The sequence below is a fragment of the Paenibacillus litoralis genome, assembly GCF_046244365.1.
Taxonomy (GTDB): Bacteria; Bacillota; Bacilli; order Paenibacillales; family NBRC-103111; genus Paenibacillus_V.
In genome coordinates, this window is the sequence record NZ_CP176395.1 from 1,004,555 (window position 1) to 1,021,823 (window position 17,269).

Here is a 17,269-nt window from a genome sequence, read left to right on the forward strand (position 1 = left end):
ATCCCGCCTGCCTTATGATTGTCCGGATTTTTTGCGCAGCATAGCCACGAACAGGAAGAGTACAGGGAAAAAGAGGCCGTACGTTAGCGTATAAGGCGTCCAGAACAGGGAGACGAACGTATCGAAGTAAGGCTTATTCGGCACGAATATAATGGCAAGGTTGTACATGACGATAGCAAGCGGCAGCGTCAAGAATCGGTAGTTGGCCAGTCGGAACAAATGGGCGACACCTAACGATGCGGCATAGAAGCATACTGTAATTTTCGTGTAAATCGTCATGAACCAGAGGAAGGCGACGATGACCTCGATCCGTTCGAAAAAGTTGCCCACGCTTATTTTTTGAGCCAGCGCATAGCTCGGATACCCGTACATCGCGGTTAAGTCGTGGCCAAGCACAAGGATGCATACAGCCGTGAGCACGGTCAATAGGAATAGACCGGTCAAGATGCCGAACGTAAACGCTTTTGCCGCTTTGCGGGGCTGGTTGACATAAGGAAAAAGCATCAGAAGAATGACGGCTTCCTCTAGTACGCCTAAGATTCTCAAGTTGCCGCTCATGATCGGCTTCACGCCTTCTTCGAAGACGGGCCGAATATGCCTGATCTCGATCTGGGGCCAAATAAAGAGGATCAGGATGCAAAAGAGCAAAATCACCAATGGAAACAACAGCTCGGACGACCGGCTGATCGTTTCCGCTCCAAGCCTTGTCCCGATGACGATGCTTACCGTAAAAAGGATCAGAATCGATTCGATCGGCGTTTCCGGCATGATTTGCGTCGTCATAAAGTCCCCGAGCTCTCTCAGGATAATGGAGGCGTCGAAGAGAAAGAAGATGACGTAGAGGAGGGCTATCGGCCAGCCAAGCACTCTGCCGAGAATCACTCCGCCGTATTGGGTAATCGCTTGCCGGGGAAATCGTCCGGCAAGCGCCATGAACAGCAGGGCTGCAAGCAGCCCTTCTCCCAAGCAAAACGCCGCGCCGATCCATGCATCCTGCTTGGCCTCCGCAGCCAGCCAGTTGGGAACGTACAGGATCCAGTCCCCGACGGTAAAGAGAGTCACGATAATCATGTATTGGCGCGGGCTGATTTTCCCGTTATCAAGCATCTTGCTCACCTACTTTATCCTTATGGAGCATGGATTCCCCCGACATTACTTTAGCGGCTTGTAAATCAGGTCGCTTAGCGGTTTGTATACGATCGAAATCCAATCCAGCGGATTCGGGATCTTAACCTGAAGCGCATCCGCGACGGTCAGTCCCGCACCGAATACGAGCAATGCCCAGAAGATCCACAGTTCCTTTTTACGCTTCTGTTTCCGCAGCGAAGGAACCTCGACCGCGACGATCCCGACGCAGATCACGATAATCGATATGATCGGCCACATGTCGATCCGCTCCTCAGTCGTTTTTCATTTCCTGGATGAACGATTTCCCGATCTTGCCCGTACGGCGAAGCTTCACATCGATCTTCGGATTGATTTTCACCTTCGTGAATTCCTGATCCCAATCCTTCTTGACCGTTTTCCAGCGTTTGGGCTGATCGCGGTGCATCGCTTCCCCGAAACCGAAGATGTCCGACTTGTATTGGCTTTGAACCTTGTGTACGACCGATTCCACATATTTCTGTATCCGCTGCTCCGTTCTTTTCTCCAATTCATAGAGGGCCTTCGTTTGGGATAAGTCGATTTTGCACTCGACCTCGCTTACGTTTCCTTCGAGATGGATGACGATGTCGATCTCCGGGGTATCGCCGACATATTTCCCCTTCAATTTCGTTTTGGCGCGCAGCAGCTCGATGACAAGCTTTCCACCATCCGGACAAGTGACGTCTCCGACGGATTGGCTCACATTATCGATAACGAAGCTATAGCCTCTGCTTTCGCCCTCGTTCAACCAGCCGACCAGCCGATCTTCTTTAAAGACGCCGATGGAAGTATATTTGAGCAAGGCTTCGGGACGGATCACTTTGATATTTTCGTCTTTACCCGCTTTTTGCTTGTCTCCGTTAATCTCAAGGCCCGATAAGGCAGGCTGTTTGCCGTCGCTTATCAAAGCCGAGATAAGAGCATCCAAATGGACGCCGACCGAGGGAGACCAATATTTTTGCGACACTTCCAGCCCTCTGTACAATTTCTCCGCCGGCACTTTTTCAAGCGTGGTAAAAGTGCTCAGTATATTGACGGCTTTCGTTCCTTTCGCCACCGCGACGTAGAAATCCGGACGAAGCTCATGATCTCGGAGCAGCAGGTCCAGAACGTTGCGAATGCCTTCTTTGGCGAGCTCCTCCCCGATCACGAATATCCGGATATGGGCAAAATACAGCTTTCGCGGGGAGACGGTCGTCAATTTGCGAATGCCTTCATGGATCGTATCCGTTTCCGTGGCGAAGGTCGTAACCGGCGTACCGCCGCCGCCTTGTCCCTCCTGGTTCGCCATTTGGCCGGGATTCAATATTTGGGCGGAAAGCAGGTAGCGGTCTCCCGCCTTGTCGACGGCAAGCCCCGTAACGATCGCGATATCGTTCATTTCCTTTCGGCTCCAGCAGCCCGCTGAAAGCGCACAGATGATAACCAGAACGCACAAAGCCGTCGTTTTACGCATCATGACACACCACCAGACCGGTAAAATTACTTGGATTCCCCGTCCGGTTCGGGTGGACGCGTTTGCTGCCGGACGACATTGTTTTGACTGATTAATCGGGGGCGCGTACGCATCGCCCATAACGGCAGCCGGAATATCGTATCCTTCTGGTCGGCGGCGATCATGGGAGCGAGCGGGGCCATATAAGGAATCCCGAAGGAACGCAGGCTGCACAAATGCAGGTTGAGCACGATCAGGCCGACAAAAATGCCGAATAATCCGAAGCTTGCGGCGAATCCCATGAGCAGGAAGCGAAGGATGCGAACCGGAATCGATATGGCGAACGAAGGCAGAATAAAACTGGCAATCGCCGTAATGGATACGACGATGACCATCGCCGAAGAAACGAAACCGGCCCGAACGGCCGCTTCGCCAAGCACGAGTGCGCCGACGATCGAAATGGCGGGTCCTACCGCCCGCGGCATCCGGATTCCCGCTTCTCGCAGCAGCTCGAACGTAAATTCCATCAGGAACGCTTCCACCGCGGCGGGAAACGGAACCCTCTCCCTTTGTGCGGCGATGCTCGTCATCAGCGTTGTCGGCAGCATCTCCTGATGAAACGTCGTGACCGAAATGTATATGGATGGGGCAAGAAGCGTAATGAAAAAGGCAATGATGCGCAAAAAGCGGAGAAGTCCGAAATCGGATCTCTGGTAATAGTCTTCGGGCGATTGCAAAAATTGCGTAAATACGACCGGTACCAAAAGGACGACAGGGGTTCCGTCGACGAGTATGGCGATGCGGCCTTCGAGCAGATTGGCGGCGACCGCGTCGGGCCGTTCCGTGTTGTAGATCGTGGGAAAAGGAGTGATCGTCTCGTCCTGGATCAGTTCCTCGATGTTGCCGCTCTCGAAGATGCCGTCGATATCGATCCGCTTCAGTCTGGCGCGAACCTCTTCGACGATTTTGTCGCTGGCGATGCCTTTCACATACATGACCGCCACTTTGGTCTGCGTCACCCGGCCGATCGTTATCGTTTCCAGCCATAGCTTGGGGTTGTTGATTTTCCGCCGGATCAGCGAGGTGTTCGTGCGCAAGTTCTCCGAGAACGCTTCGCGGGGCCCGCGAACGACCGTCTGCACGGACGCTTCTTGGACTCCGCGGTCTTCAAAGCCTTTCGTTCCGGCAATGAAACCGTACTCGAAGCCGTCGACCAGGATGACGGTGTCCCCTGACAGGACAGCGGCGAATAAGGACTTATAATCTTGAACCTCCTTAAGATCGCCTAGCGTTAGGATAAATTCCTTCAGCAATGTCATCGTATTCCCCGAGGGAACGGCGTTACGGGAAAGATCGGCTTCCCTCGACTGAAGCATGACCGAATCCATGAACCGGTTGATGATCTCTTTATCCGCCATTCCTTCCGTGTAAACAATACCGGCCTTGATGCTTCCGGAAATGCCGATGCGAATTTCCCTGACGACCAGATCCGAGCTAAAGCCGAGCGTTTCTTTTATGGTTTGCAAGTTTGGCTGCAGGTCTGGAAGCAGCGGTGTTTCCGTCCCTGCGGCATGCTCCTCCGGCTTGCCGGTCTTCGTGCCGGTTGATGGACGTAGAAATTTTTTTTGCAGCAGACGCGTAAGCTTGCCCATCGTTCTGTCTCCTTACATCCCGGATTTCCATTGTTAGCGTTTGTTCGGAGGTGGAATTTTATACCGGGGCTGGATATTCCTTTAGATTTCTATAGATTAACTTAAGGAATTCTTTACGTTTACTTTTCGAATGCTTAAACGTTGTCCGGTATAGTGGTTCAAGCGGAAGGAAGTTCCGCAAGCCCATTAGCGAAGAGGTCGTTCAAGATGAAAAAATGGATCGTTGCGGCCGGGTGTCTGCTTCTCCTGTTTGCGGCAAGCGGACAATCCGTAAGAAATAGCGTCGTACACGCTTTTCAGCGGGTTGCCGGATCGGCAAACGGCGGCGGATCCTTGGACGCGCAGGATATAACCGGAGAAAGCGCCGTATTGATGGACGGGAAAACCGGGGAATTGTTATTCGCCAAAAAGGAAAGTCAGCGCATGTATCCCGCCAGCACGACGAAAATCGTTACTGCCCTGATCGCGCTGGAAAAAGGCAAGCCCGACGAGGAAGTAACCGTCGGCGCCGAGGTGCATCTGAAGGAAGCCGGCGAAAGCAAGGCGGGACTCAAGCAGGGTCAAACGGCGGCGCTGATCGATCTCGTCTACGCGATGATGCTGCCGTCCGGCAACGACGCGGCAAGAGCGGTCGCCGTACACTTGTCGCGGAGGTTGAGCGGCAACGGCAAAATGAGCGAGGACGAGTGCATCCGCTATTTCGCCAAGCTGATGAATGACCGGGCGAAGAAGGCAGGGGCGAAGGATACGAATTTCGTGAATCCGCACGGTCTGCACGACGACCGCCATGTGACGACAGCGCGCGATTTGGCGCTGATCGCCAAAGAGGCGATGAACAACGAGCGGTTCCGAACGGTCGTGCAATCGGCCGCCTATCCGGCCACGGTTTCCACCCGGGGCCAAGGAACCGTCAAGCTGGCGCTTGCCAATACGAATAAGCTGCTGCAGAAGGAGACGCCGTATTTTTATGCCGCTGCGAGCGGAATCAAAACGGGCTTTACGGATCAGGCCGGCTACTGCCTCGTCTCTTCTGCGGTCAAGGGAAATACCGAAGTGATCGCGGTCGTGCTGCACTCGACGGCGGAGGACGTTTGGCGCGATTCCAGACTGCTGCTGGAGAACGGAGGAAGGAAATGAAACGTTGGGAGAAAGCTGCAGATCGTAACGACCGCAAGCGGGAGCATACCGATCGGATTTCGGATTCGTCCGCGAGGGTGAGCGTGCTTAAGGACTACGAATGCTTTTGCTACAGAGTCGCGTTTTATTTGCTGATGGAAGAAGCGGAGGCGATCGTGGCGTCGCGCAAGGCGCTTGCGGAGCTGCTGCGCGACGACACTTTCTTTGAAGAGACGGAAGCGGTGCGGCGCCATAAAGTGAAACGGGCCGCAACGATACATGCGCTGAGCGTCAAGCGCGGGGTACTGCAGCAGCGGGCGGGATTTGCCGGATAACGGAACGCCGAACCGTCAATTGCGACTATATAGAAGTAGAGAGTGGAGGAAGCAAAATGATCGAAGTGAACGCAATCAGCCATCAATTTGCAATCGGCAAGAAAGGGAAGGAACGCGTCATTCCCGTTCTTCATCATATCGACATGCGCGTGGAGCAGGGCGAGGTCGTGGCGATCGTCGGACGAAGCGGCTCCGGGAAGTCGACGCTGCTCAATCTGGTTTCCGGATATATTCGGCCGACTTCGGGAGAAATCCGGGTCATGGGCAGGAACGTAACGAAGCTGAGCGAAGGAGAATGGGCGGACTTCCGGCTTGCCCACTTCGGGTTCATGTTTCAAAGCTTTCAGCTCATCCCGAGCATGACGGCCTTCGAGAATGTCGAGCTGCCGCTCGTACTGAAGGGGATTGGCCTCGAGCAGCGTAAAAAGAAGGTAAACGAGCTGCTGGACCGGGTCGGGCTGTCGGAGTGCGCCGGCCATTACCCGGGCGAGCTGTCCGGCGGTCAGCAGCAGCGGGTTTCGGTCGCCAGGGCGCTTGTTCTGAATCCGCCGATCGTGCTCGCGGACGAGCCGACAGGCAGTTTGGACAGCGAGAACGAGCGGCAATTGCTCGCCTTGATCGGTGAGCTGAACAGGGAGCAGGGGACGACCTTTCTTATTATTACCCATGACGATCAGGTCGCTGCCGTCGCGCATCGTACGGTGAAGCTTCAGGACGGGCGGCTTGTCCGCAGGCTGGATGGAAACGGTCACGTAGAAGCTCTGCCGGACGATCTCGGCAGCGTAATTCCGCTTGTAAGGTCATAAGCTAGGCAGGAAAAGGAGAAAAAACGATGAAATTTTCGGATCAGGTCCGGTTCGTCCGGCAAAATATGAAAAAGAACAAATCGCGTCTGTTCATGACCGTTCTCGCAACCGCAATGGGGTGCGCGTTTCTGATCGTGCTGGCTTCCGTCGGCTTCGGACTGCAGAAGAGCATCGTCGATAAAATGGTCGGCGACCGGCTTGTAACGGCTATAGAAGTTTGGGGCAAAGAAACCGGCGGTAAAATGGAGAACGCCATAAACGGCGACGATCTTCAATATTTACGCTCGGTGGAGCATGTCAAAGCGGTAACGTACCGCAATTTCCTGAAGCAAGGATTGAATAAAACGGTTGACGGTACTGCAGTCGCTGGAGGAGGCACGGTCGCCGTCGACTTTGAGGCCGAGGGGAAGGCCGGCTTCGGACTGAGCGAGGGCAGGCTGCCGCAAGGGGAGGATGAAGTCGTGATCGGCTACAACATCCGGGAGAAGGAACCGGAGCCTTCCGCTGCCGGCCAAGTCAGTGCGGAGTCCGCGCCAAGCAAGCCTGCAGCCGTTCCGGCGAAGGAATGGATCGGCAAGAAGATGCAGTTGGAGGTCCGGCAGTTCGTGAACGGCGCAGAACAGAAAACGCCGATGACCGTTACGATCGTCGGCGTAACGGGGGAACCGACGCGCGAATGGAAAAAGGATAATAATGTGTATATCGGGGAGCAGCTGCTTCAGAAGATCGAAGCGATAACCGGGACTCAGCTCGGGGAGATGCGCCAGCCGAACGCGCCTAAGGACATGCCGGCGGAGGATCAGCCGAAAGCGGTGAACGAGCCTCGTCAATATAGCCAGGTGCAGATCATTGCCGACAATGCCCAGAATGTAAAAGGCATCGGCGAGCAGATCCGGGAGAAGGGGTACTTAAATCATTCGATCGCGAGCGAGTTGAAGCAGGTCAATATGGTCTTCCTGATTATGAAGATCGGCCTCGTCTTTGTCGGCACGATCGCCGTTCTGATCGCATCGATCGGTATTTTCAATACGATGACGATGGCGGTGACCGAGCGTGCTCAAGATATCGGCATCATGAAGGCGATCGGCGCGCATCCGTCGGCGATCCGCCGCATTTTTCTCTTGGAGAGCGGCTTGATCGGCGTCTTCGGAGCCATCATCGGGATCGTCGTCTCGTACGTGCTGTCGGTCGCGGTGAACGCCGCGCTGCCGGTTTTGATCCAATCGTTCCTGGACGAGAAGGTACCGAGCGATTTCCGCTTCTCGCTTATTCCGCCGTTACTCGCAGTGCTGGCCGCCGTCATTTCGCTGGGCGTCGCCATTTTGTCCGGCTCCCGTCCGGCGAAGCGGGCGACCAAGGTCGACGTGCTGCGTGCGCTGCGGCGGGACGTATAGAACGTGCTCGATAAACAAGCATTTCCGGCGGAAGCTGCCGGAGATGCTTTTTTTTGGGGCATCGGAATAAGCAGCCGGCAATATTGGCAACGGAGGGAGTGTTGTAGATTCGGTAATGGGATGGATGATTCGCCAAGTCTCAATCGTTTGGACGATTTAATAAAGGAAATGGATTTAATGGTAAAGAAGACTCGAGCGGATTGAAATACAATATTCTCATAACAGGGACCAAATGCGATTGTGCCAGGCGGCAATCCGGTATTTGACGACAGTGGGGCGATCATCGCATTACGCACGACACATGTGGAATGAAGGATAACTTGATCCGATCCGGGAGGGATAGTCATGTCAAAGCTGAGATTTATCGTCGCAGGTACGGGCTGGGTGGCGGGGGAGTATTTAAAAGCGATTCATGCCCGCGAGGATGCGGAAGTATACGGAATCGTGAGCCAAAATACGGAGCATGCGAAGAAGAGGCTGGCCGAATTGTCCATCGATGCACGCATCTTCAGCCGTTTCGAGGATGCGGTGCAGGACGCGAATGCCGATGCCGTCGTGTTGTGCTCTACGCCGGACATCCGGGCCGAGCAGACGGTGCTGGCTGCGCGTCACGGCAAGCATATCGTGCTTGAGAAGCCGATGGCTTTGGACCGGAAATCGCTATGGACGATGGCCGATGCGATCGAGGCCAGCCAAGTGCAAACCGTCGTAGGCTTCGTCCTGCGCTGGAATCCGTCGTTCAAGAATACGAAAGCGCTTATCGAAGACGATGCGATCGGCCGCGTGTTCATGGCACAGATCGATTATTGGCACCATGTCGGTCCGCAGTATCCGCAGTACCGTTGGAGCAAGACCAAAGCGCTGGGCGGCAGCAGCATGCTGTCCGCAGGCTGCCATGCGGTCGACGCCGTCCGGTATTTCGCCGGCGATATCGAAGAAGTGACCGCGTACGGCTGCCGTACGTGGGCCGATTCCGACTACGAGTTCGATCCGAACGCCATCGCCATATTCAAGCTCGCAAACGGCGGTATCGGCAAGGTTTCCTCCTCCCTGGAGTGTAAAACGACATACAAGTTCAACGTACATCTGCTCGGCGAAAAAGGCGCGATACTAAACAACCAGTTGTACAGCCACAAGCTGCCGGGACAGACGGACTATGCGACGATTCCGACCATTTTGCCGGACAGCGGGGACGTTTCTCATCATCCTTTTGTCGAGGAAATCGATGATTTCGTGCAGGCGGTCCGTCATAAGACGAAGACGCGCTGCGATTTCTTCGATGCTCTGCAATCCATGGAAACGAGTTATGCCATTGACGAGTCGATTGCAAGCGGCAAAAGCGTCAAGGTTCCGCGTACAAAATAATAGAAACAAGGCCGAAAGGACTGGCGATAGAACATGAGTATCAAAATCGGATTTATCGGAGTCGGCGGAATCGCGCTGGCTCATATCAAAGGATTGCAGCAGATTGACGGCGCCGAGATCGTGTGCGTTTACGACGTGAACCGGGAGCAGGCAGCCAAAGTGGCCGAAAGCACGGGAGCTGCGGTAATGGACAGCGCGGATCAAGTGCTGGACCCGGCCCGGATCGATGCCGTATACCTTTGTACGCCGCAATTTGCCAGAGGAGACCTCGATGAAACCGCTGCGCGCCGGGGCATTCATCTGTTTGTGGAGAAGCCGCTGGGGCTCGATGCGGAGGAAGTTAAGCGGAAGGCGATCGCGATAGGCGATTCCGGCGTGATCCACTCCGTCGGCTATTGTCTGCGCTACCTCGATACGGTTCAGGAAGCGAAAGCGTACTTGGCGGACCGGCAGGCGCATCTGATTCAAGCCTTTCGTTTTGGCGGCTCCCATCCTGCCAAATGGTGGCATCGGTTGGATATGTCGGGCGGGCATCTGGTCGATGCCGTCACACATCAGGTGGACATGATCCGGTTTATGGCCGGGGAATTCCGCGAGGTTCATGCCAACTTCGGACGCCTTTCCTTTGACCGGGTAAATCCCGAAGGAACGATTTACGATGCAGGCGCCATTTCGTTCACGATGGAGCAGGGAACGATCGGCAGCATAACCGAATCGTGCCTGTCCGCTTATCATTCCGCTTCGGATATTAAATTTTTCGGGCAAGATTTTTTTGTCCATCTAAGCGGCAACGGGGCAACGCTCACGATCGTCGACGACAAGCAAAATGTGACGAAGGTATCGAAGATGGACGCTTATTACGAGCAGAGCAAAGCCTTTATCGAAGCGGTGAAAACGGGCTCCCGTACGCCGATACTGAGCAATTATCAAGACGGGCTGAAGACCCTGGCTTTTACGCTCGCAGCCAATCGCTCGTCCGAAGAGAGCAAGCCCGTCTTCGTGTAGCGCGCTCAGCTTTCGATCCCGTCCTCCATGGCGGCAAGGAAATCGTGAGGCAATCGCGAATAAGTAGAACGTCCGATCATTCCGGGCGTTACGTTAAACGCAATCTCGCGCGGTTCGCCGAAGGAGGAGTACAAAGCCATGTCGTTCGAAGAGGTGAAACGGATCGCAGCGTCGAGCCGGAACATCGTCTTTTTTGGAGGAGCGGGGACGTCCACGGAAAGCGGCATCCCTGATTTTAGATCGGAGGCCGGTCTTTACCGGACGCGGACGAAGCAGGCTTATCCGCCTGAAGTGATGCTGAGCCGCAGTTTTTTTACCGCGCATACGGAAGACTTTTACGATTTTTACCGCACGAAAATGATCTATCCGGACGCGAAGCCGAATGCGGCTCATCTCGCGCTGGCGGATATGGAACGGGCAGGCAGGCTGCGCGCGGTCATTACGCAAAATATCGACGGCCTGCATCAGCAGGCAGGCAGCCGAAGCGTGCTCGAGCTGCATGGCTCGGTGCACCGGAACCATTGCATGATATGCGCCAAGTTTTTCGGACTTGGGCATATTCTCGAGAGTGTTGACGCGGTCCCGCTTTGCGACGAATGCGGCGGAGTCGTCAAACCCGATGTCGTGCTCTACGAAGAAATGCTCGACGTGGACGTGCTTCAGAAAGCGGTCGCTGCCATCGCGGAAGCGGACGTGCTTATCGTCGGAGGGACGTCGCTCACAGTCAACCCTGCCGCAGGGCTGGTTAGGCAATACCGGGGAGATAAGCTGATCCTGATCAACAAAGCATCCACGCCGTACGATAGAAGCGCGCGTTTCCTCATTAACGATAGTATAGGAAAAGTAATGATGGCGCTTACCCAATAAGTTTGGAAGGTAACTATACGTAACTATACCGCCGCATAAAAAAGCATTTCCGATATTGAATCGGAAGTGCTTTTTTTGGCTAGTTTACGATAGACGAAAAGGGAGCGGCTCAGACCGACGGTTCGCACCGCTTTCTGCGATATTCGCCCGGTGGGTACCCCGTAAACTTTTTGAAGTTGCGGATGAAGGAGTTAACGCTGTGGTAGCCTACGCGCTGCGCAATCTCGTGCACCTTCAAATCCGTCGTCTCCAGCAGTTCGGCCGCTTTTTTCATCCGATAGCTCTGCACATAGTCGCTGAAGTTGATTCCCATTTTGTCTTTGAAGTAAGTGGAGAGGTAAGACGGCGATATTTTGAGCTGATCGGAGATGATGTCGAGCGAAATATCGTCTCCGTAACGATTGCCGATAAAGGTCAGCACATAGTCGCATATAGGGTCCGTTTGCTCCTTTTTGCCGCAATTTGCGGCGCAGGCCGCCGTCACGACATGCTCCACATACCGGTTGAACGATTCGCTCGTGAAACAGTCTTCAGGCTTCTCCGCCGTTGCCGTCTCAAGAATGCGTTCCCGTTCGGCCGGGCTGAACGGTTTAAGCAGATGCTGGACGTAGCTTTTGACTGCTTGAACGGCATGCTGGAGCGGAACCCCTGCTTTGTCGAGCGCGGCAAGCATCCGTCTGCCTATTCTTAATAATTCATCTTTGTTTCCAGCCTCCAAATGAGTTTGCAGCGTTTGCAGCTCGCCCCTTTCCCATTCATCGGTCGCCTCTCCCGAAATAGACGTCGTATAAGGTATGAGCTGAACCTCCTCCCCCAATTTCCTTAGTTTCAAAAGCTTTACTAAACACTCATAGGTTTCGTTGAAAGCAGCCGGATCCGTTTGGCGCGGGCTGGCCGCAATCGTAACCAGACAGTAGCGCTGGTCCATATCGATTATTTTTTTCAGCTGATGCAATTGTACTTCGATCACCGCCGAATCGTTTTCTCCCGGAAAAAGGAGTGTAAGAATCAAATTCGGCTCGACTTGAAACGTCAAGGAGTCGTCGAACGATTGGGAAATATGCGTATGAATAAGCTCCCTTATTAAATATGAAGCTTTCTGTGCGTCAATGTCGATTTGCTTCAGATTGCCGACTCGTACGATTAAATGAAAGCCGATCAGAACAAACGGCTTCTCGACATCCATCCGCATGCCTATATCGCGCGTATGGGTGTGAATTTTTTTTAAGTGATTGATATACGCGTAATGTTTGAGCAGCGAGTTTTTCTCGCTCAAGTCCTGCCGGATGTCCCGGTTCGCTTCCGCGATATCTTTCAGCTTTCCGCTTATGAAATCGAATTCCTTGATGCGGCTGTCGGTCGGCATGGAAGCGTGATGCTGCTGGATGGATGCCAATATTTTACGAATCGGGTTGTTCAGACGGGACGTGAAAAAGAACGACGCCGCCAGGCTAAGCGCGACGGACAACAGCAGGAAAGCGGCCAATATCCAGTTTAGCCTCGCAATTTTCGATTCGATATGCGCTGCTGGAATGATGCTGACATACGTAAAGCCGGTGTCTTCGCCTTTCTGAACGTAGTAGTAGTCGTTGCCTTGCTTCTTATAGCTTGTCTTCTGGCCCGATGACAGCAAGGATGGCGGGAGGGAGACGGATGCCGGATCGGAAGCGAAAATGGTTTGTCCGTTAGCATCGAAAATAAACAGGCGTCCTTCTCGCGCCGGCTGATAGAAGGATGCGAACATGTTCGCGCTGTCCAGCAGCACGATCAACGAAAATTGCGGGTTGAACTGGTTTTTGACCAAGACGGGAATGAAGCGGCCTCTGCTGACTTGTTCGCCGAAGGAGCGCATGTAAAACTCGGCTTCCGGCAGCGGCTTAAAGCTGTAGGGCCGGGTGAATTCGCGAAGCCAATAATCATTCGTGTAGACGGCGTTTCCATAATAATTGACGAACATTTCATCGAACGAACGCGTTCCTTCTTTTTCAACGACGAGCGAGTTGCCGGACAGCAAATAAAAAATATTATGGATCATTAAATATGATTCGGCCAATGTCACCTGAAGCTCGTTGCGCAGTTGGTAGAGCAGGCCGTAGTTGACCGGGCCGTCGGCCGAGCTGTTCAGCAGCTTCGCGCTTTCGTTCACGAATAAGCTCATCCCGAATTTTCGTACGGATTTCAGATGGTTCTCGTAATCGTTCACGGTCGTGTTCAAATTGGCCTGGCTCGTATTTACGATTTCACTCTGAACGTTATTGAGAAAAAAGGCGTTGGATAGAAAGTTGAATGAGACCAGCATGAGCACGATAACCATGAAGCTTGTCATCAATTTAATAAACAAGGTGCCGTTCGTATGTCTTCTCCACGTTCGCCGAAGCTGCACGGTGCTCATCCCCTTTTGTCTATTCTGGTGGCAATGGCGAGTATACACATTAAAATAGCATATTTCGGGCGGTTTGCGCGCTAGCCGTTTTTGCGATAGTTATCCGATCTTTAGCTGTTTCGGTTTTCGGATAGCTTTATGGAATGCTGAGTATTGTGATGAGCGCTAAGGCGAGTAACATATGGACTACAAGACAAAGGATCGCAGCCCGATTCGAAGAGGAGACAGGGAAATCGTATGCAGGAGAACGTTGCGCAGCAAGCGGCAAGAGCGCCGCTCATGACGGAAACCCGAAGGACGTTATGGAAAGAAATAGCCAAACATAAATATTTGATCGCGATGTTTATGCCGTGTTTGTTGTATTATATCTTGTTCAAGTACGTGCCGATGTTCGGGATCGTCGTATCCTTCAAAAACTATAATCCGTTCATAGGCGTAATGGGGAGCGAGTGGGTCGGTTTTAAATATTACGAGATGTTTTTCAACAACCCCGACTTCATTACCTTGTTAAGAAACACGTTTTTGTTAGGACTGTATAAGCTCGTTTTTGGCTTTCCGGCGCCGATCATTCTTGCACTGCTGCTGAACGAGCTGAAAAACATGGCGTTCAAACGTTTTGTGCAAACGGTTAGCTATTTGCCGCATTTTATTTCGAATGTGGTCATCTCCAGTATGATCGTGATGTTTCTGTCTCCATCCGGAGGCGTCGTGAACAACGTCATCGAGTCGCTAGGATTTGCCAAAATCAACTTTTTACTTATGCCTGACATGTTTCGGTCCGTGTACGTACTTTCGGAAATATGGCAGCATATCGGTTGGGAAACGATTCTTTATTTGGCGGCTCTGACTTCGATCGATCCGATGCTGTACGAAGCTTCCGAAATTGACGGCGCCTCGCGGCTGCGAAAGCTGTGGCATATTACACTGCCGGGAATCGCTCCGGCGATCGTCATCCTGCTTATTCTGAACGTCGGCAAAGTGATCGAGATCGGCTTCGAAAAAGTATTTCTTCTATACAATCCCGCTACCTACGAGACGGCGGACATTTTAAGCACCTATGTCTACAGGGTCGGACTCATGCAAGGGAATTTCAGCTATGCTTCGGCGATCGATGTGTTCACCGGTCTAGTCAGCCTCGTGTTCATCGTTTCAACGAACTACGTGAGCCGGAAACTTTCGGAAACGAGCTTATGGTAAAGGGGGCAGGTCTATATGAAACGTCATTTACAATCCCGGCAAACTTGTGACTCGCCGACAGATCGGTCTCATAGCGGACCCCGACGCCGATTTCTTCGAAAACGGTCAGGTTGGCGGAGCCGGTTATCCTTATTTACATGCGTTAATATTGCCGTTTTGCTTGGTGTGGTCTTGGCGACCCTTTATCCCTTCGTCTATATGGCGGCGGTTTCGTTGAGTAAAGATATTTATGTAATGAAAGGCGAGATCACGTTTTTTCCGAAAGGCTTAAATCTGGATATGTACAAGTTCGTTTTGCGCGACCCCCGTATGCTGACGGGTTACGGCAATACGCTGCTGTATGCGGTTGTCGGGACGGCCATATCGCTGCTTATCACTTCGCTCGGCGCCTATGCGCTGTCCAAGAAAGAGATGCCGTTCTTTAAAAGCTTCACGTTAATGATCGTCTTCACGATGTTTTTTAATGGGGGCATGATCCCGACGTTCCTGGTCGTCAAATCATACGGATTGATCGATTCGCTATGGGGGATGGTGCTGCCGGCGGCGGTAAGCACCTGGAACCTGCTGGTCATGAGAACTTTCTATACCGGAGTGCCTATCGAGCTGGAGGAATCCGGGAAGCTGGACGGCCTAAACGAACTAGGCATCTTTTTCCGAATCGTAATGCCGCTCTCCAAAGCGATTTTCGCGACGATTGGACTTTTCTATGCGGTGGCCATGTGGAACAATTTCACGCTTCCACTCTTATATTTGCGCGATCCCGATTTGTTTCCATTACAGGTCGTGTTGCGCAACATCGTTCTTGCAGGCCAATTAAATTCCGCAGATGCGACGAGTATAGGAGGCGATTCGGTCATCGTGGAAGAATCTTTGAAGTATGCCACGATCATGGTTGCGACACTGCCGATTCTTACCGTGTACCCGTTCCTGCAAAAATATTTCGTAAAGGGGGTCATGGTCGGGGCGATTAAAGGATAAAAGTTGGCAAAAGATACGATAAGAGGAGAGATAGCGATGAAAAAGAAAAAGGGGTTATACGCGATCGCGGCGGCTGCGCTGCTTATGGGGCTGATCGCCGGATGCGGCGGCGGCAAACAGAATGAAGGCGAGCAAGCTTCGCCGAATCCGGATAAAGGCGGGACGGTAACGAAGAAAACGTTCACGATGTTAACCGACTCTCACCCAAGCTATCCGTACAGCAAGGATTGGCCGGTCTGGAAGCTGCTTGAGGACAAAACGGGCGCCACCTTCAATGTCCAGACGCCTTCAGGCAAGCTGGAGGATACGATTAATTTGACGATCGCCTCGGGGGAAATGCCCGATCTGATGTTCATGTACGGCAAAACGCAGGCCAATAAATTCGGCCAGCAAGGCGCGCTCGTCAACATTTTGGACTATAAGGAAGACATGCCGAATTTTAAAAAATGGATGGAGAAATATCCCGATATCACGAAAGCGCAAATCGCGGCCGACGGCAAAATGTACATGTTCCCGAATGAAGGGTTCGGCGAAGCGAACCGGATGATTTGGATGTACCGCGAGGATGTCTTCAAGAAGCATGATCTGAAAGCGCCTACTACCTTCGATGAGCTTTACACGGTGCTCAAAAAGCTGAAGGAGCTGTATCCGAAGAGCTATCCGTTCAGCTTCCGGATCGGTAACAACCTGCTGCTGCTAAAAGCTTTATCTGCACAATTTCAAACGAATGAAGGCTTCTACCAGGTAGGCGGGGACGTCAAATACGGGCCGACCGAGCCGAATTATAAGACGATGCTCGAGTATTTGAATAAATTTTACAAGGAAGGCCTCATTCCGCCGGACTGGCTGACGGTCGACGCGAAAAAATGGCAGGATATGATGTCCGCCGAGCAATCGTTCGTCACCATCGACTATATCGGCCGTATCGACTTTTTCAACAACGCGCTGAGAAAAGACCGTCCCGACTTCAACCTGGCCTTTATGGTTCCGCCGGTCGGCAAGCAGGGAGGAAAGCCGCAGAACGCCTATATGCATGTTGTCGATTCAGGGCTTACCGTATCGAGCAAATCGAAGAAAATCAAGGATATTATGCGAACGGTCGACTTCATGTACAGCGAAGAGGGAAGAACGATTTCCAGCTGGGGGAAAGAAGGGGATACCTACATCGTCGAGAACGGCAGCAAAAAAATAAAGCCGGATTTCAAGGATGCGACCGACTTTCGCAAGCAAACCGGTCTGGCTACCAATGGCACGTACACATGGATCGATTATGACGCTTATTTATCGATGGCATCCAAAGAGCTTCAAAATGCTTATGTGGAAGCCCGTAAATTCGACGCGCCTTACCGCTCTTTGCCGGACTTCAATCAGAAGGATCTGGAAACCGTCTCGACGACGGGCGCGGCAGTCGATAAATACCGCGACGAGAATGTGATCAAATTCATTATCGGCGAGCAGAGCCTGGACAACTGGAGTAATTACGTGAGCGGACTGAGCAACCTTGGCCTTCCGAAACTGTCGGAGCTGTATAAGGCCGCGTACGACCGTACGGCGAAAACGAGCCTGAAGTAGTCGGCGGCTGCAGGATAA

Annotated in this window: 15 protein-coding genes; 10 read left to right on the plus strand and 5 right to left on the minus strand. The window is 52.8% G+C overall.

All coding sequences use genetic code 11. The features are described from left to right. Positions 1–12 precede the first annotated feature (12 nt). From ACKGJP_RS04260 to ACKGJP_RS04275, 4 genes are read right to left on the minus strand one after another with little or no spacing between them, the layout of a single operon-like run. Positions 13–1,107, minus strand: a complete 1,095-nt coding sequence (locus tag ACKGJP_RS04260) for an endospore germination permease (protein WP_409347067.1) — start codon at positions 1,105–1,107, stop codon at positions 13–15. 45 nt (positions 1,108–1,152) lie between these two features. Beyond that, positions 1,153–1,386 (minus strand): hypothetical protein, encoded by a 234-nt coding sequence (locus ACKGJP_RS04265; RefSeq protein ID WP_409344449.1) that lies wholly within the window; start codon positions 1,384–1,386, stop codon positions 1,153–1,155. Between the two features lie 13 nt (positions 1,387–1,399). Further along, positions 1,400–2,605: a Ger(x)C family spore germination protein gene (locus ACKGJP_RS04270; RefSeq protein WP_409344450.1), complete on the minus strand. Its 1,206-nt coding sequence runs from the start codon at positions 2,603–2,605 to the stop codon at positions 1,400–1,402. A 23-nt stretch (positions 2,606–2,628) separates the two neighbouring features. Continuing rightward, positions 2,629–4,233, minus strand: a complete 1,605-nt coding sequence (locus tag ACKGJP_RS04275; protein WP_409344451.1) for a spore germination protein — start codon at positions 4,231–4,233, stop codon at positions 2,629–2,631. A 207-nt stretch (positions 4,234–4,440) separates the two neighbouring features. On the opposite strand from ACKGJP_RS04275, the gene ACKGJP_RS04280 reads away from it, so the two are divergent. The 7 genes from ACKGJP_RS04280 (at position 4,441) to ACKGJP_RS04310 (ending at position 11,121) form a co-directional block, all read left to right on the plus strand. Continuing rightward, a complete protein-coding gene (locus tag ACKGJP_RS04280) occupies positions 4,441–5,370 on the plus strand; it encodes a D-alanyl-D-alanine carboxypeptidase family protein (protein WP_409344452.1) in 930 nt (309 codons plus the stop codon). Then, a complete protein-coding gene (locus ACKGJP_RS04285; protein ID WP_409344453.1) occupies positions 5,367–5,684 on the plus strand; it encodes a hypothetical protein in 318 nt (105 codons plus the stop codon). The genes ACKGJP_RS04280 and ACKGJP_RS04285 overlap by 4 nt, the downstream gene beginning before the upstream one ends. A 56-nt stretch (positions 5,685–5,740) precedes the next feature. Then, positions 5,741–6,490 carry an ABC transporter ATP-binding protein gene (locus tag ACKGJP_RS04290; protein ID WP_409344454.1) on the plus strand — a complete coding sequence of 250 codons (750 nt, stop codon included), beginning with the start codon at positions 5,741–5,743 and terminating at the stop codon, positions 6,488–6,490. A gap of 26 nt (positions 6,491–6,516) precedes the next feature. Further along, on the plus strand, positions 6,517–7,884 hold the full coding sequence (locus tag ACKGJP_RS04295) for an ABC transporter permease (protein ID WP_409344455.1): 1,368 nt from the start codon (positions 6,517–6,519) through the stop codon (positions 7,882–7,884). A gap of 345 nt (positions 7,885–8,229) precedes the next feature. After that, positions 8,230–9,249, plus strand: coding sequence for a Gfo/Idh/MocA family protein (locus ACKGJP_RS04300; protein ID WP_409344456.1), 1,020 nt, complete (start codon positions 8,230–8,232; stop codon positions 9,247–9,249). A gap of 33 nt (positions 9,250–9,282) precedes the next feature. Next, on the plus strand, positions 9,283–10,254 hold the full coding sequence (locus ACKGJP_RS04305) for a Gfo/Idh/MocA family protein (RefSeq protein ID WP_409344457.1): 972 nt from the start codon (positions 9,283–9,285) through the stop codon (positions 10,252–10,254). 138 nt (positions 10,255–10,392) lie between these two features. Further along, positions 10,393–11,121: an NAD-dependent protein deacylase gene (locus tag ACKGJP_RS04310; protein ID WP_409344458.1), complete on the plus strand. Its 729-nt coding sequence runs from the start codon at positions 10,393–10,395 to the stop codon at positions 11,119–11,121. Between the two features lie 109 nt (positions 11,122–11,230). On the opposite strand, the gene ACKGJP_RS04315 is transcribed toward ACKGJP_RS04310, so the two are convergent. Then, positions 11,231–13,504 carry a helix-turn-helix transcriptional regulator gene (locus ACKGJP_RS04315; protein WP_409344459.1) on the minus strand — a complete coding sequence of 758 codons (2,274 nt, stop codon included), beginning with the start codon at positions 13,502–13,504 and terminating at the stop codon, positions 11,231–11,233. Between the two features lie 279 nt (positions 13,505–13,783). On the opposite strand from ACKGJP_RS04315, the gene ACKGJP_RS04320 reads away from it, so the two are divergent. From ACKGJP_RS04320 to ACKGJP_RS04330, 3 genes are all read left to right on the plus strand, one after another. Next, on the plus strand, positions 13,784–14,701 hold the full coding sequence (locus ACKGJP_RS04320; protein ID WP_409347068.1) for an ABC transporter permease: 918 nt from the start codon (positions 13,784–13,786) through the stop codon (positions 14,699–14,701). Between the two features lie 213 nt (positions 14,702–14,914). Further along, positions 14,915–15,679, plus strand: a complete 765-nt coding sequence (locus tag ACKGJP_RS04325; RefSeq protein ID WP_409344460.1) for a carbohydrate ABC transporter permease — start codon at positions 14,915–14,917, stop codon at positions 15,677–15,679. 36 nt (positions 15,680–15,715) lie between these two features. After that, positions 15,716–17,251: an extracellular solute-binding protein gene (locus ACKGJP_RS04330; protein ID WP_409344461.1), complete on the plus strand. Its 1,536-nt coding sequence runs from the start codon at positions 15,716–15,718 to the stop codon at positions 17,249–17,251. The last annotated feature ends 18 nt before the right edge of the window (positions 17,252–17,269 follow it).

Bases quoted from the DNA above. Each gene is read 5' to 3' on its own strand.
- ACKGJP_RS04330 (WP_409344461.1), top strand. From the start codon at position 15,716: ATGAAAAAGAAAAAGGGGTTATACGCGATCGCGGCGGCTGCGCTGCTT.
- ACKGJP_RS04260 (WP_409347067.1), bottom strand. From the start codon at position 1,107: ATGCTTGATAACGGGAAAATCAGCCCGCGCCAATACATGATTATCGTG.
- ACKGJP_RS04265 (WP_409344449.1), bottom strand. From the start codon at position 1,386: ATGTGGCCGATCATATCGATTATCGTGATCTGCGTCGGGATCGTCGCG.
- ACKGJP_RS04275 (WP_409344451.1), bottom strand. From the start codon at position 4,233: ATGGGCAAGCTTACGCGTCTGCTGCAAAAAAAATTTCTACGTCCATCA.
- ACKGJP_RS04285 (WP_409344453.1), top strand. From the start codon at position 5,367: ATGAAACGTTGGGAGAAAGCTGCAGATCGTAACGACCGCAAGCGGGAG.
- ACKGJP_RS04280 (WP_409344452.1), top strand. From the start codon at position 4,441: ATGAAAAAATGGATCGTTGCGGCCGGGTGTCTGCTTCTCCTGTTTGCG.
- ACKGJP_RS04300 (WP_409344456.1), top strand. From the start codon at position 8,230: ATGTCAAAGCTGAGATTTATCGTCGCAGGTACGGGCTGGGTGGCGGGG.
- ACKGJP_RS04270 (WP_409344450.1), bottom strand. From the start codon at position 2,605: ATGATGCGTAAAACGACGGCTTTGTGCGTTCTGGTTATCATCTGTGCG.
- ACKGJP_RS04320 (WP_409347068.1), top strand. From the start codon at position 13,784: ATGACGGAAACCCGAAGGACGTTATGGAAAGAAATAGCCAAACATAAA.
- ACKGJP_RS04290 (WP_409344454.1), top strand. From the start codon at position 5,741: ATGATCGAAGTGAACGCAATCAGCCATCAATTTGCAATCGGCAAGAAA.
- ACKGJP_RS04295 (WP_409344455.1), top strand. From the start codon at position 6,517: ATGAAATTTTCGGATCAGGTCCGGTTCGTCCGGCAAAATATGAAAAAG.
- ACKGJP_RS04310 (WP_409344458.1), top strand. From the start codon at position 10,393: ATGTCGTTCGAAGAGGTGAAACGGATCGCAGCGTCGAGCCGGAACATC.
- ACKGJP_RS04305 (WP_409344457.1), top strand. From the start codon at position 9,283: ATGAGTATCAAAATCGGATTTATCGGAGTCGGCGGAATCGCGCTGGCT.